Here is a 13,273-nt window from a genome sequence, read left to right on the forward strand (position 1 = left end):
GTGACCGACTCAGGAATTCGACTCGTGGCGCGCCGCCATGTCGATCTCGGCCGTGTCTGCAGCGCGTCGTGTCGATACACGACCGGCTGCTGACCAGCCCTCCTTCGAGCACGTCCATTCGATCCACCGGTTTCCCACTGTCGTCGAGCGAGCACTGATCTGCGCTCCCGTACCGGGTACCGGCCAGCACAAAGATGCAGGAGCAATGCATGCCGTCGACCAGCGACGCGACCACCGACGCTGCCTCCGTCACACCACGGGAGCGCACACCGCGTCCGACCAAACGCCGAGCCGAGGGACAGTGGGCACTGGGGTACCGGGAGCCACTGAACGCCAACGAGCAGTCCAAGAAGGACGACAACCCGCTCAACGTGCGAGCCCGCATCGAGAACATCTACTCCAAGCAGGGTTTCGACAGCATCGACAAGGGCGATCTTCGCGGCCGCTTCCGCTGGTGGGGCCTCTACACCCAGCGTGAGCAGGGCTACGACGGCACGTTCACCGGTGACGACAACATCGACCTGCTCGAGGCCAAGTACTTCATGATGCGTATCCGCTGCGACGCGGGCGCACTGAACCTCGAGCAGCTGCGTGTCCTCGCCGGCATCTCGCAGGAGTTCGGTCGCGACACCGCAGACCTGTCCGACCGTGAGAACGTGCAGTTCCACTGGGTCGAGGTGGAGAACGTCCCCGAGATCTGGCGTCGAATCGAAGCGGTCGGCTTGAAGACCACCGAGGCGTGCGGCGACTGCCCCCGCGTGGTACTCGGTTCCCCGCTCGCGGGCGAGGCCGTCGACGAGATCCTCGACCCCACTTCCGCCATCGACGAGATCGTCGAGCGTTACATCGGCAAGCCCGAGTACTCCAATCTGCCGCGCAAGTTCAAGACGGCGATCTCGGGCCTGCAGGACGTGGTGCACGAGATCAACGACTGCGCGTTCGTCGGCGTCGTGCATCCCGAGCACGGGCCCGGACTCGACCTGTGGGTCGGCGGCGGCCTGTCCACCAACCCCATGCTCGCGCAGCGAGTCGGCGTCTGGGTTCCGCTCGAGGACGTTCCCGACGTATGGGAAGGCGTCGTCTCGATCTTCCGTGACTACGGCTACCGCAGGCTTCGTACCAAGGCGCGCCTGAAGTTTCTCATCAAGGACTGGGGCATCGAGAAGTTCCGCCAGGTCCTCGAGGACGAATACCTGCACCGCAAGCTCATCGACGGCCCGGCTCCCGAGAAGCCCGCTCGGCCACGCGATCACGTCGGGATCCAGAAGCTCAAGAACGGCCTCAACGCCGTCGGGGTGGCACCCATCGCGGGCCGCGTCTCCGGCACCATCCTCGCCGCCGTCGCCGACGCCGCCGAGAAGGCCGGGTCGGATCGCGTGCGATTCACGCCGTACCAGAAGCTGATCGTCCTCGACGTTCCCGACGAAACGCTCGAACAGCTGATCTCCGACCTCGATGCGTTGGGCCTACCTGCCCGGCCCTCGCACTGGCGCAAGAATCTGATGGCGTGCAGCGGCATCGAGTTCTGCAAGCTCTCGTTCGCCGAAACCCGCAAGCGCTCACAGGTTCTCGTCCCCGAGCTCGAAGAGCGCCTGTCCGACATCAACAGCAAACTCGACGTGCCGATCACCATCAATATCAACGGCTGCCCCAATTCGTGCGCACGGTCGCAGATCGCCGACATCGGCTTCAAGGGCCTGTTGGTCGACGACGGGGACGGGAATCAGATCGAGGGTTTCCAGGTTCATCTCGGAGGCAGCCTCGGACTGGACAGTGCGTTCGGCCGAAAGTTGCGCCAGCACAAGGTCAACAGCTCCGAGCTGGGAGATTACATCGACAGAGTGGTGCGCAATTTCGACAAGCACCGCGAGGACGGCGAACGGTTCGCTCAGTGGGCCGTGCGAGCAGACGAGGCGGATTTGCGATGAGTACCAGGTTGAATTTGACGGTGGAGGAATTGAAGGACATCGCCGAGCGCGGTGCCCGCGAACTCGACGGGGCGAGTCCGCTGGAGTTGTTGCAGTGGACCGAGGACAACTTCGGTGACGACTTCATCGTTGCCTCCAACATGCAGGACGGGGTGCTCGTTCACCTCGCTGCACAGGTTCATCCCGGTGTGGACGTGCTGTTCCTCGACACCGGCTACCACTTCGCCGAGACCATTGGGACGCGCGACGCCGTCGAGTCCGTCTACGGCGTCCGGGTCGTCAACGCCCGAGCCGAGAAGACCGTCGCAGAACAGGATGCGATCGACGGCAAGGACCTGTTCGCCCGCGAGCCCAATCGCTGCTGTGCGATGCGCAAGGTCGCCCCGCTGAAGAAGGAACTGGCGAACTACAGCGCCTGGGTCACCGGTATCCGCCGGGTCGAGGCCCCCACCCGCGCCAACGCCCCGCTCATCTCGTTCGACGACGCCTTCGGCCTGGTCAAGATCAACCCGATCGCGCCGTGGTCCGACGAGCAGATGCAGGCCTACATCGACGAACACTCGATTCTGGTCAATCCCCTCGTCGACGAAGGCTATCCGTCCATCGGGTGCGCACCGTGCACCGTCAAACCTGCCCCCGGAGCCGACCCGCGTAGCGGTCGTTGGGCCGGTAAGGCCAAGACCGAATGTGGGTTGCACGCCTCATGACACTCGATCTCACCTCGGCCACCGTCGGTCGGACCCATCTCGACGCAGATCGGTTCGACACCCTCGACGCACTCGAATCCGAGGCCATCCACATCTTCCGTGAGGTGGCGGGCGAGTTCGAGCGCCCCGTCATCCTGTTCTCCGGCGGCAAGGACTCGACCGTTCTGCTGCACCTGGCGATCAAGGCGTTCTGGCCCGCTCCCCTGCCGTTCGCACTGCTGCACGTCGACACCGGACACAACCTGCAGGAGGTGCTGGACTTCCGCGATCACGTGGTCGCCAAATACAACCTGCGTCTGCACGTGGCCAGCGTCGAGGAGTATCTCGCCGACGGACGCCTCACCGAGCGCCCCGACGGCATCCGCAACCCGCTGCAGACCGTGCCCCTCCTCGACGCGATCTCCGAAAATCGGTTCGACGCCGTCTTCGGCGGTGCCCGACGCGACGAGGAACGCGCCCGTGCGAAAGAGCGGATCTTCTCGCTGCGCAACGCATTCGGCCAGTGGGAGCCCAAGAAGCAGCGACCCGAACTGTGGAACCTGTACAACGGCAAGCATTCCCCCGGCGAGCAGGTGCGCGTGTTCCCGCTCAGCAACTTCACCGAACTCGACATCTGGCGCTACATCGCCCGTGACGACGTGGAACTGGCGAGCATCTACTACGCCCATCAGCGACCCGTCTACCAGCGTGACGGCATGTGGATGACGCCCGGCGTCTGGGGCGGACCGGCCGAGAACGAGGAGCTGCAGACCCTGTCGGTGCGCTACCGCACCGTCGGCGACGGATCAACCACCGGCGCAGTGCTGTCCGAGGCCGCCGACAACGAGGCAATCCTCGCCGAGGTAGCCGCGTCCAGGCTGACCGAACGCGGAGCCACCCGCGGCGACGACCGCGTCTCCGAGGCTGCCATGGAAGATCGCAAACGAGAAGGATACTTCTGATGAGCAGCACAGGAACGCAGCTTCTTCGCCTCGCCACCGCGGGGAGCGTCGACGACGGTAAGTCGACGCTCGTCGGACGGCTCCTCTACGACACCAAATCCGTTCTGGCCGACCAGATCGACGCCGTCACTCGGGCCTCGGTGGACAAGGGGCTGGCCACTCCGGACCTGTCCCTCCTGGTCGACGGCCTGCGCGCCGAGCGTGAACAGGGCATCACCATCGATGTCGCCTATCGCTACTTCGCGACGCCGCACCGCTCGTTCGTACTGGCCGATACCCCCGGCCACGTTCAGTACACCCGCAATACCGTCTCCGGTGCCTCGACGGCTCAGCTCGTCATCCTGCTGGTCGACGCCCGCAAGGGTGTCATCACGCAGACCCGCAGGCACGCAGCGGTTCTCGCCCTGCTCGGCGTTCCACGCCTGGTGCTCGCGGTCAACAAGATCGATCTGGTCGAGGACCCCGCAACGGTGTTCGCCGAGATCTCGGCCGAGTTCAACTCGCTGACCACCTCACTCGGCTGGTCCAGCGAGGACGTCATCGAAATCCCGGTGTCCGCACTGCACGGCGACAACGTCGCGGTGAAGTCCGACAAGACTCCGTACTACGACGGCCCCACCCTCATCGAGCACCTCGAGTCGGTCCCGGTCGACGCCGAACCGCACCGGGTCGGTCTGCGATTCCCCGTGCAGTACGTGATCCGGCCTCGCACAGCGGAGTTCCCGGACTACCGCGGATATGCCGGCCAGGTCGCGGCGGGCTCCGTCGACGTCGGCGACGAGGTCGTCATCCTGCCCTCCGGCACCCGAACGACAGTCGAGCGCATCGATACCGCGGACGGGGAATTGCGTTCCGCTCATGCCGGACGCAGTGTCACCCTCGTACTCGCCGACGATGTCGACGTCTCGCGCGGCGACACCATCGCCTCCCCGCAGGACGCACCGGAGCCGATCGGCGACTTCGAGGCCACGGTGTGCTGGCTCGCCGAGAAGCCGCTCCGCCCGGGCGCTCGCCTGCTGCTCAAGCACGGCACTCGCACCACCCAGGCCATCGTCGGGACCCTGATCGAGCGATTCGACGAGCAGGAGCTCACCGCACACGAAGGTCCGGAGTCGTTGGAGCTCAACGAGATCGGCCGAATCTCGGTGCGCGTCGCCGAACCCATCGTGGCAGACGACTACGCCGTCAACCGGCACACGGGCAGCTTCCTGCTGATCGATCCGACCGGCGGCAACACGTTGGCTGCCGGGCTCGTGGGCAACGCTCTGGCTGCCGTCGAGCTGGGGTCGGCAGTTCCGGCGTGAGCGCACTGATCGCGGTTGCACACGGCAGCCGTGACCCGCGCTCGAGCGCGACGATCCACCGCGCCGTCGACGCCCTGCGTCGGCGGCGACCGGATCTGGACGTGCGCGTGGCGTTTCTCGATCTCTCCGAGCCCGGCGTCGATCAGGTGGTCGACGACCTGGCCGTTGCCGGACACGCACGCATCGTCGCAGTTCCGATGTTGCTGGGCAAAGCTTTTCACGCAAAAGTCGATCTGCCCGAATTACTGCAGGCCGCGAGAACGCGACACCCGCACGTCTCGATAACGCAAGCCGACGTTCTGGGAGACGACCGACTCCTCATCGACGCAGTCCGCGACCGCATCACCGACACCCGTGTCGCAGTAACCGATTCGACGGTCGGAATCGCTCTTGCCGCGGTCGGCTCCTCGGTGGCACCGGCGAATCAGCGCACCCGAGTGATCGCGCAGAAACTGCTCGCCGGAACAAACTGGGCCGGAGCTGTGACCTGCTTTGCGACCTCGGTCTCCCCGTCCCCCACCGATGCGATCGCACAGCTGCGCGCACTGGGAGCCGACCGCATCGTCGTGGCACCCTGGTTCCTGGCCCCCGGACTGCTCACCGACAGGATCGAAGCCTCGGTCGCAGGCCTACCGAACGTGGTGCACGCCGAGGTCATCGGAGCACATCCAGCGCTGGCAGATCTGGTGTCGCGGCGCTACGACTCCGCAGTCTCGATGGGTCGTTCCGCAGGCTCCACTCCTGCGGCACGAGCTGGTGCAGCACCGGAGCCGAACGCTCTACCGCACCGGTTCAACGAACCCGTGCACCAGCAATCGCGTCGGCATCGCTAGCGTCTGCGATTTTCGGCACCCGAGTCGCTCGCACGTACACCGTCTCGCCCTCGCGCAGACCGAGAGCCTCACTGTCGCCGCGGGTGATCTGCGCCGCGAACAGTTCACCGGTGGCCGCGTTCTTCAATTCGACCTTCACCTCGAAGCCGAGGTGCACCACCCGCTCGACGACGGCACGCGTGACACCGGCCGATTCGGCCGTCCCGCTGGCCTGGGCCTGCGCCAACGACGGGTCGCGTCCGACGCGAATGTCGTGCGGTCGCACGAGCAGTCCGTTCAGCTTGGCGACCTGACCGAGGAACGACATCACGAAGTTGTTGGCCGGGCGATCGTAGAGATCTTCCGGGCTGCCCACCTGCTCGATGCGACCCTTGTTGAGCACCGCGATCCGATCGGCGACGTCGAGCGCCTCCTCCTGATCGTGGGTCACCAGCACGGTGGTGACGTGCACCTCGTCGTGCAGTCGACGCAGCCACGTACGGAGATCGGCGCGCACCTTGGCGTCGAGCGCGCCGAAGGGCTCGTCGAGCAGCAGCACCTGCGGGTCGACGGCGAGAGCGCGAGCCAACGCCATGCGCTGGCGCTGTCCACCGGACAGCTGCGCCGGGTAGCGGCTCTGGAAACCGGCCAGCCCGACGATCTCGAGCAACTCGTCGACCTTCTTGGCGATCTCGGCCTTGGGCCGCTTGCGAATCTGCAGGCCGAACGCGACGTTGTCTCGCACCGTGAGGTGTTTGAACGCCGCGTAGTGCTGGAAGACGAATCCGATCTCGCGGCGCTGCGGGCTCACCCACGTCACATCCTGGCCTGCGAGCACCACCCGACCGGAGTCGAGTTGTTCGAGCCCGGCGATGGAGCGCAGCAGCGTCGACTTGCCCGAGCCACTGGGGCCGAGCAGTGCCGTCAGCGACCCCTTGGGAATGTCGATGCTGACATTGTCGAGCGCGGCGAAGTCGCCGTAGTGCTTGTTGGCACCGACGACGGAGATCTCGATCTCGGGGGATGTCTCGGTCATTACTTCGTCCTCTTCTTGTCGAGGGCCGTCATCAACAGCAGCACGACGACGGCTATCGCCATGAGCAGTGTGGACGCGGCGTATGCGCCCTGTTGATTGAAGTCCTCGTACCGTGAATTGACCAGCAGCGTGAGTGTCTGGGAAATGCCGGGCAAATTGGTCGAGACCATGATCACCGCACCGAACTCGCCGAGCGACCGTGCGACGGTGAGTACGACGCCGTACGTCAACCCCCACCGGATCGCCGGAAGAGTGATGCGCCAGAACGTCTGCCACGACGACGCACCGAGCGTCGAGGCGGCCTCCTCTTGCTCCTCACCGATCTCGTACAGCACCGGTTCGACCTCGCGCACCACGAACGGCAGGGTGACGAAGATCGTGGCGATGACCATGCCGGGGAGAGCGAAAATGACCGTGAAGCCCAGGCTTTCGACTCCGCCGAACCATCCGTTGGCTCCCCACAGCAGAATCAACGCAACGCCGGTGATGATCGGTGACACCGCGAACGGTAGATCGACAACGGCTTCGAGTACGCCCTTCCCGCGGAACCGTCCCCGCACCAGCGCCAGTGCAGTGATGACGCCGAACACCACATTGATCGGCACCACGATCGCGACGATCAGCAGAGACAACTGCAAGGCCGATTGGGCTGCAGGAGTGGTGATCTGCTCGAAGAACGTGGTCACACCATCCTCGAAGGTGCGGTACAGAATCGCCCCGAGCGGGAACAGCACCAGAACGGCGAGATACATGAGCGCAACGGTGCGCAGCGTCAGCTTGATCGGCAGACCGATTTTCACGAGATCTGCTCCTCACGTCGGGCCAAGCGATTGCCGACCACGCGCAGTACGAACAGCACCGCGAACGCGATCGCCAGCAGCACTACCGAGATCGCCGCCGCGTCGGTGGGACGGTCGTACTCGATGAGCTCACGAATGTATTGGGACGCCACCTGTGTGTCGTTGGGGATGTTGCCGCCGATGAGCACCACCGACCCGAATTCACCGATGGCGCGCGCGAAGGCGAGCCCCCCACCGCTGAGGATCGCCGGCAGCAGGACCGGCAGGACGATGCGACGGAAGATGGTCCAGTTGTTCGCGCCGAGCGAGGCCGCGGCCTCCTCGACGTCCTTGTCGAGCTCGATCAGCACCGGCTGAACCGCTCGCACCACGAACGGCAACGTGACGAACAGCAGCGCGACGATCACCGCGGGCTTGGTTGCGTTGAACACCAACCCGACCGGACTCGCCGGACCGTACAGCGACAGCAGAACCAGGCTCGCCACGATGGTCGGCAGTGCGAACGGCAGATCGATCAGGGCGTTGACGAAACGCTTGCCCGGGAACTCGTCACGAACCAGGACCCACGCGATCAGCGTGCCGAGAAACAGGTTGACCACGGCCGCGGCCACCGACACCTGCAACGTCACCTTGAACGTGGCCAGCGCGCGTTGCTCGGTGACTGCGTTCCAGAAGCCGGTGAGACCGTCGTCGAACGACTGAACCGTCAACGCCGCCAACGGAAGCAGCACGATGACGCTGAGCCACAACACCGCGACGCCGAGGCCGAGCGGACCGACCGATCCCGGGCCACGGAACTTTCGGCCTTCCCGCCCGGCACGAAACCGTGGTGTCGCGCTGGGCGGGACGGTCGAATCCGACGGCGCGGGTTCGCTGCTCGATAGGGACATGATCGCTACCTGGTGCTGTCTTGGTAGATCGTGGCGATGGCACCGTTGTCTCCGAACAGGTCCGCGTCGACCTGCGTCCAGCCACCGAGATCGTCGATGGTGTAGAGCTTTTCGGGGGTGAAGAACTTGTCGGAGTACTCCGACGCGATGTCCGGGTTCGTCGGGCGAAAGCCGGCCTCTGCCCAGATCTTCTGCCCCTCGTCGGTGTAGACGAAATCGTTCAGCGCATTGGCGCGATCGAGATTGGCGCTGTCGTTGATCACTGCCACGGGATTGTCTATGCGGAACGTGACGGGAACGTCGACGTGCTCCACGCTCTGCCCCTGTTCCTCGATCAGGAGTGCTTCGTTCTCGTAGCTGAGCAACGCATCACCCTGGCCCTGCAGAAAGGCTTCGGTTGCGGCGCGGCCGGATTCGGGCTGAACCGGGAAGTGATCGGCAACGAGGGTGCGAACGAAGTCGAGACCGGCCTGCTTGTCCTGTCCGCCGTTGCTCTTCGCCGCGTAGGGGGCGAGCAGGTTCCACTTGGCCGAACCCGAACTGAGCGGGCTGGGGCTGATGACCTGAACGTCGGGCTTGACCAAATCGTCCCAGGTACGGATGTTCTTGGGGTTGCCTTCGCGCACGACGATCGTCACCACGGAGCCGAACGGCACTCCGGCATAGGCATTCTGGTTCCAGTCCTCGTCGACCTTGCCAGCCTGCACCAGACGGGTGATGTCGGGCTCGACCGAGAAGTTGACGATATCGGCGGGTGCGCCGTCGGCCACCTTGCGTGACTGGTTGCCCGATGCGCCGTAGTCCGCGTTGATCGCCGTTCCGTCACCGTCCTCGGTTGCAGCGAAGGCGGGACCGATTGCGTCCCAACCATTCTTGGGGACGGCGTAACCCACGAGGGTCAGTGCGGGGCCGCTCGCGGTGTCCGGCTCACCGCCGACGACGTCACTGGATCCGCCGTTGCATGCGGTGAGCAGAAGGGTTCCCACAGCCGCGAACGTGGTCAGCAGGTAGCGAGAGCTGTGCCTCATCGAGAAAAGGCCTTTCGTGACAGTGTGCAATGAGTACGAACTGGGCATGGTCGACATTCCCGAAGTCGAACCGGTGCACCACCGTGGCCGCGAGTCATCGCGAGATCACCGAGGGCGGCAGAAAGTACGTCGTGAACCGCCCGGCCCCGAGAAGTAGGCGCGTGGGCAACGGATCGACGGAACCGATTCGACGAAGGAAGGAATCAACAACAGTCGATATCGGCGACTGCCAGCATGCCGACAGCGATCAACGCCAACTGATGGCGGACGCGATACTCGGCGGCAGAAGACACGGTCAGAAATCTAGCAGAGGTTCCGGACCGACTCTAATCGGCTATCTAGTGAGCAACCAGGCGATGACAACCAGCACCAGCAGCGCGATGAGCGCCAACGTGACCCGAGACCGTGGCATTACTGTCCATCCTTCGTCGTAGTGGTGGCCGCACCCGTCGGCTCCGCATCGCGAGCCGCCCGTGCATCACGCCCGAGCACGTGCAGAACCACCGCGAGCACACGATCGAACACTCGTGCCAGCAGGAACGCGGTAGGCACGATGACCAGCAGCACGACAACCGACTGCGGCACGAACGGCAAACCCGTCACCCACAGTTCGACGCCGTCCCACCAGCGTGCGATCGATTCCACCCTCGCAGCTTAAACCAGCTCGTTCCGCTCTCACGCCACGCCGATCGACGACCAGCAGTGGACGCATGCCATCGATCGGTCGATGATTACGCCATGACGGCATACGAAGATCTTTCGCCAGTGCCCCCGGTGGCCGACGAGCCCGCCATGGGGTCGGGGCATCCAGGTTTGGGCGGGGTCGAGGTCCAGGGAGCGTTGGGCAGCACCGACGCACCGGTGTCCACCCTGACGTCCTACCGGAGCGCCTTTCCGCCGATCGACGACTATGCGTTCCTCTCGGACTGCGAGACGACCTGCTTGATCGCTCGAAACGGATCGGTCGAGTGGATGTGCGTGCCTCGGCCGGACTCCCCCAGCATCTTCGGCGCGGTTCTCGATCGCAGCGCAGGCCATTTCCGTGTCGGGCCGTACGGTCAATCGGTCCCCGCGGCACGGCGGTATCTGCCCGGTGGCCTGATCGTCGAGACGACGTGGCAGACCGAGACCGGTTGGCTCATCGTCCGCGACGCACTCGTCATGGGACCGTGGCACAACACCGATCAACGCTCTCGCACTCACAAGCGCGCACCGAGCGACTGGGACGCCGAACACATCCTGCTGCGCACCATCAAGTGCGTCAGCGGCACAGTCGAACTCGAGATGAGCTGCGAGCCCGCCTTCGACTACCACCGCGCGCCGGCGAAGTGGGAGTACACCGGCAAGGTGTACGAGGAGACCACCGCCACCTGCGAAGCCAGTGCGGGCGGCGATCAGCCGACGTTGAAGCTGACCACCAATCTCCGCATCGGCATCGAAGGACGTGAAGCCCGCGCCCGCACTCGAATGACGGAGGGCGACAACGTGTTCGTCGCTCTGTCGTGGTCGGATCTGCCTGCGCCGCAGACGTTCGAGGAGGCCGCGGACAAGATGTGGCGCACGTCCGAATGCTGGCGGCAGTGGATCACGATCGGCCGATTCCCCGATCACCCCTGGCGGGGCTACCTGCAGCGCAGTGCCCTGACGCTCAAGGGACTGACCTACGCCCCCACCGGCGCGCTGCTGGCGGCGTCGACCACCTCGCTTCCGGAAACGCCGGGTGGAGAACGGAATTGGGACTACCGCTACACGTGGGTACGCGACTCGACGTTCGCACTGTGGGGCCTCTACACACTCGGACTCGACCGTGAGGCCAACGACTTCTTCGCGTTCATGTCCGATGTGGCGACAACGGCGAACGGCGAGGTCAATCCGCTCCAGGTCATGTACGGCATCGGCGGCGAGAAGACACTCGACGAGAGCGAGCTGCCGCACCTGTCCGGATACGACGGCGCACGTCCGGTCCGTATCGGCAACGGAGCCTACGATCAAGAGCAGCACGACATCTGGGGCACGATGCTCGACTCGGTGTATCTGCACGTCAAGTCGCGCGAGCACGTCCCCGAATTCCTGTGGCCCCTGCTCAAACGACAGGTGGAGGAGGCGATCACCAACTGGCGCAAGCCCGATCGCGGCATCTGGGAGGTGCGCGGTGAACCGCAGCACTTCACCTCCTCGAAGCTCATGTGTTGGGTCGCACTCGACCGCGGGGCCAAGCTCGCCGACATCCACGGCGAGAAGGAGTATTCGGCCAAGTGGAACGAGATCGCCGACGAGATCAAGGCGGACATTCTCGAGAACGGCACCGATTCTCGGGGTGTCCTCACTCAGCGCTACGGTGACCCGTCGCTGGATGCGTCACTGCTGCTCGCACCGCTGCTTCGATTCCTGCCTGCCGAGGACGAACGCATCCGCGCGACAGTGCTCGCCATTGCCGACGAGCTGACCGAGGACGGCCTGGTCCTGCGCTACCGAACCGACACCACCGACGACGGTCTGGCGGGTGAGGAAGGTACGTTCACGATCTGCTCCTTCTGGCTCGTGTCGGCGCTGGTCGAGATCGGTGAGCTCCCTCGCGCCAAGCACCTCTGCGAGCGTCTGTTGGGGTACGCGAGCCCACTCAAGCTCTACGCCGAGGAGATCGACCACCGCACCGGCCGTCACCTCGGTAACTTCCCGCAGGCATTCACCCACCTCGCACTCATCAACGCGGTGGTGCACGTCATCCGCGCCGAGGAAGCTCAGGTGGCAGGGCACTTCCAGCCCGCCCACTCCAACCCCTGAGAGGGAGGGCTCAGCGGCCGAGTTGCCTCGCCCATTCGGCGATCAGCTCGGCCGCGGGCTTCGCCTGTGCCCGGCGATGACCGGTGCCTGCCCACATCGACAGTCCCGACGGGTCTCCCGCCGCTGCGGCCTTCGCGCGCATCGGCGCCGTCAAGTAGTGCAGATCGGGGTACGCCAGCGGTGCGACATCGGAATTCTCGCGCATGAACTCGTTCACCAGACCCCGCGCAGGGCGGCCGGAGAATGCCCTGGTCACCGCAGTGTCGGGAGCAAGCGTCAGTTGCTCACGGTGTACGGGTTTGGTGCCGGCCTCGGGTGTGTTCAGCAACGCCGTACCGAGCTGAGCCGCGTGCGCAAGACCCGAATCGAGCAGTGGCGCAATGTCGTTGCCGTCCATCAATCCACCTGCAGCGATTCGCGGTAGGTCGGATGTCTCGCGCACTGCGATCAGCAGTTCGGTCAGTGGTTCGTCCGGGGCCGACCCGTCGAACGTGCCTCGGTGCCCGCCCGCTTCGGGTCCCTGCACCACGAGCGCATCCACCCCGTTCGCGGTGGCCACCGATGCGTCCGACGCGGTGGCGACGGTGGCCCACACCTCGGTTCCCACGGCGTGCAACTGGGCGACCTCGTCCGCGTCGAACGTCGCGAACGTACTCGATACCAGCGGTACCGGGTGTGCCAGCAGCCAGGCGAACTTCTCGGCGTAGAAGTCGTCCCGGCGCACCAACTCTCCCGGCTCCGCATCGAAACGCTCGAACCAGGACGTCAGGTGCTCGGCATAGGACGCCACATCCGCACCCGATGGCTCCTCCGGCAGAAAGAGATTGACACCGAACAGCAGATCGCGCACCGAATCGATCTGCGCCGCAAAGGCTTCGGGTGTCAACAGCGCACCGGCGATCATGCCCAGCCCACCTGCCTCCGACACCGCACGGGCGAGTTCGGGAGTACTCGGGCCGCCCGCCATCGGCGCACCGACAACGGGAACACGCAGCTGCTTCAGAATCGGCGTCGTCACAGGTTCGAAATGTACTCGCCCGCCA

The 13,273-nt window shown here is 65.0% G+C and carries 13 protein-coding genes; 6 read left to right on the forward strand and 7 right to left on the reverse strand.

The genetic code is table 11. The annotated features are described in order from the left end of the window. Window positions 1-209 precede the first annotated feature (209 nt). Genes R3P93_RS08310 through R3P93_RS08330 form a run of 5 tightly spaced genes read left to right on the forward strand, consistent with a single transcriptional unit; the run spans window position 210 to window position 5,713 of the window. Window positions 210-1,928, forward strand: a complete 1,719-nt coding sequence (locus tag R3P93_RS08310; protein WP_094640415.1) for a nitrite/sulfite reductase — start codon at window positions 210-212, stop codon at window positions 1,926-1,928. Then, window positions 1,925-2,635, forward strand: a complete 711-nt coding sequence (locus R3P93_RS08315; RefSeq protein WP_094640414.1) for a phosphoadenylyl-sulfate reductase — start codon at window positions 1,925-1,927, stop codon at window positions 2,633-2,635. Before R3P93_RS08310 ends, R3P93_RS08315 begins: the two co-directional genes overlap by 4 nt. Further along, on the forward strand, window positions 2,632-3,576 hold the full coding sequence (cysD, locus tag R3P93_RS08320) for a sulfate adenylyltransferase subunit CysD (protein WP_068052360.1): 945 nt from the start codon (window positions 2,632-2,634) through the stop codon (window positions 3,574-3,576). The genes R3P93_RS08315 and cysD overlap by 4 nt, the downstream gene beginning before the upstream one ends. Further along, on the forward strand, window positions 3,576-4,880 hold the full coding sequence (locus tag R3P93_RS08325; protein WP_317532768.1) for a sulfate adenylyltransferase subunit 1: 1,305 nt from the start codon (window positions 3,576-3,578) through the stop codon (window positions 4,878-4,880). Before cysD ends, R3P93_RS08325 begins: the two co-directional genes overlap by 1 nt. Next, window positions 4,877-5,713 carry a sirohydrochlorin chelatase gene (locus R3P93_RS08330; RefSeq protein ID WP_317532769.1) on the forward strand — a complete coding sequence of 279 codons (837 nt, stop codon included), beginning with the start codon at window positions 4,877-4,879 and terminating at the stop codon, window positions 5,711-5,713. The genes R3P93_RS08325 and R3P93_RS08330 overlap by 4 nt, the downstream gene beginning before the upstream one ends. Here R3P93_RS08330 and R3P93_RS08335 read toward each other — a convergent pair. The 6 genes from R3P93_RS08335 to R3P93_RS08360 form a co-directional block, all read right to left on the reverse strand. Then, a complete protein-coding gene (locus R3P93_RS08335) occupies window positions 5,673-6,728 on the reverse strand; it encodes a sulfate/molybdate ABC transporter ATP-binding protein (RefSeq protein ID WP_317532770.1) in 1,056 nt (351 codons plus the stop codon). The two genes, R3P93_RS08330 and R3P93_RS08335, sit on opposite strands and share 41 nt — an antisense overlap. Next, on the reverse strand, window positions 6,728-7,528 hold the full coding sequence (gene cysW / locus R3P93_RS08340; protein ID WP_317532771.1) for a sulfate ABC transporter permease subunit CysW: 801 nt from the start codon (window positions 7,526-7,528) through the stop codon (window positions 6,728-6,730). Before cysW ends, R3P93_RS08335 begins: the two co-directional genes overlap by 1 nt. After that, window positions 7,525-8,418, reverse strand: coding sequence for a sulfate ABC transporter permease subunit CysT (cysT, locus tag R3P93_RS08345; RefSeq protein WP_373557644.1), 894 nt, complete (start codon window positions 8,416-8,418; stop codon window positions 7,525-7,527). The genes cysW and cysT overlap by 4 nt, the downstream gene beginning before the upstream one ends. A 5-nt stretch (window positions 8,419-8,423) precedes the next feature. Next, the gene (locus tag R3P93_RS08350; RefSeq protein ID WP_094640416.1) at window positions 8,424-9,446 is read right to left on the reverse strand and encodes a sulfate ABC transporter substrate-binding protein; all 1,023 of its coding nucleotides are present in this window, start codon (window positions 9,444-9,446) and stop codon (window positions 8,424-8,426) included. Window positions 9,447-9,649: 203 nt separating this feature from the next. Then, entirely contained in the window at window positions 9,650-9,739 is a 90-nt protein-coding gene (locus R3P93_RS08355) for an Ms4533A family Cys-rich leader peptide (protein ID WP_310180897.1), read from the reverse strand. Window positions 9,740-9,857: 118 nt separating this feature from the next. Continuing rightward, window positions 9,858-10,091: a hypothetical protein gene (locus tag R3P93_RS08360; RefSeq protein ID WP_068052375.1), complete on the reverse strand. Its 234-nt coding sequence runs from the start codon at window positions 10,089-10,091 to the stop codon at window positions 9,858-9,860. Between the two features lie 147 nt (window positions 10,092-10,238). Between R3P93_RS08360 and R3P93_RS08365 the strand changes: the two genes are divergently transcribed. Continuing rightward, window positions 10,239-12,230 (forward strand): glycoside hydrolase family 15 protein, encoded by a 1,992-nt coding sequence (locus R3P93_RS08365; RefSeq protein ID WP_394855271.1) that lies wholly within the window; start codon window positions 10,239-10,241, stop codon window positions 12,228-12,230. Between the two features lie 10 nt (window positions 12,231-12,240). Here the strand turns inward: R3P93_RS08365 and R3P93_RS08370 are convergent, their stop codons facing one another. Next, on the reverse strand, window positions 12,241-13,248 hold the full coding sequence (locus tag R3P93_RS08370; protein WP_094640200.1) for a nitronate monooxygenase: 1,008 nt from the start codon (window positions 13,246-13,248) through the stop codon (window positions 12,241-12,243). Window positions 13,249-13,273 lie beyond the last annotated feature (25 nt).

The sequence above is a fragment of the Rhodococcus cerastii genome (assembly GCF_033042195.1).
GTDB lineage: Bacteria > Actinomycetota > Actinomycetes > Mycobacteriales > Mycobacteriaceae > Rhodococcoides.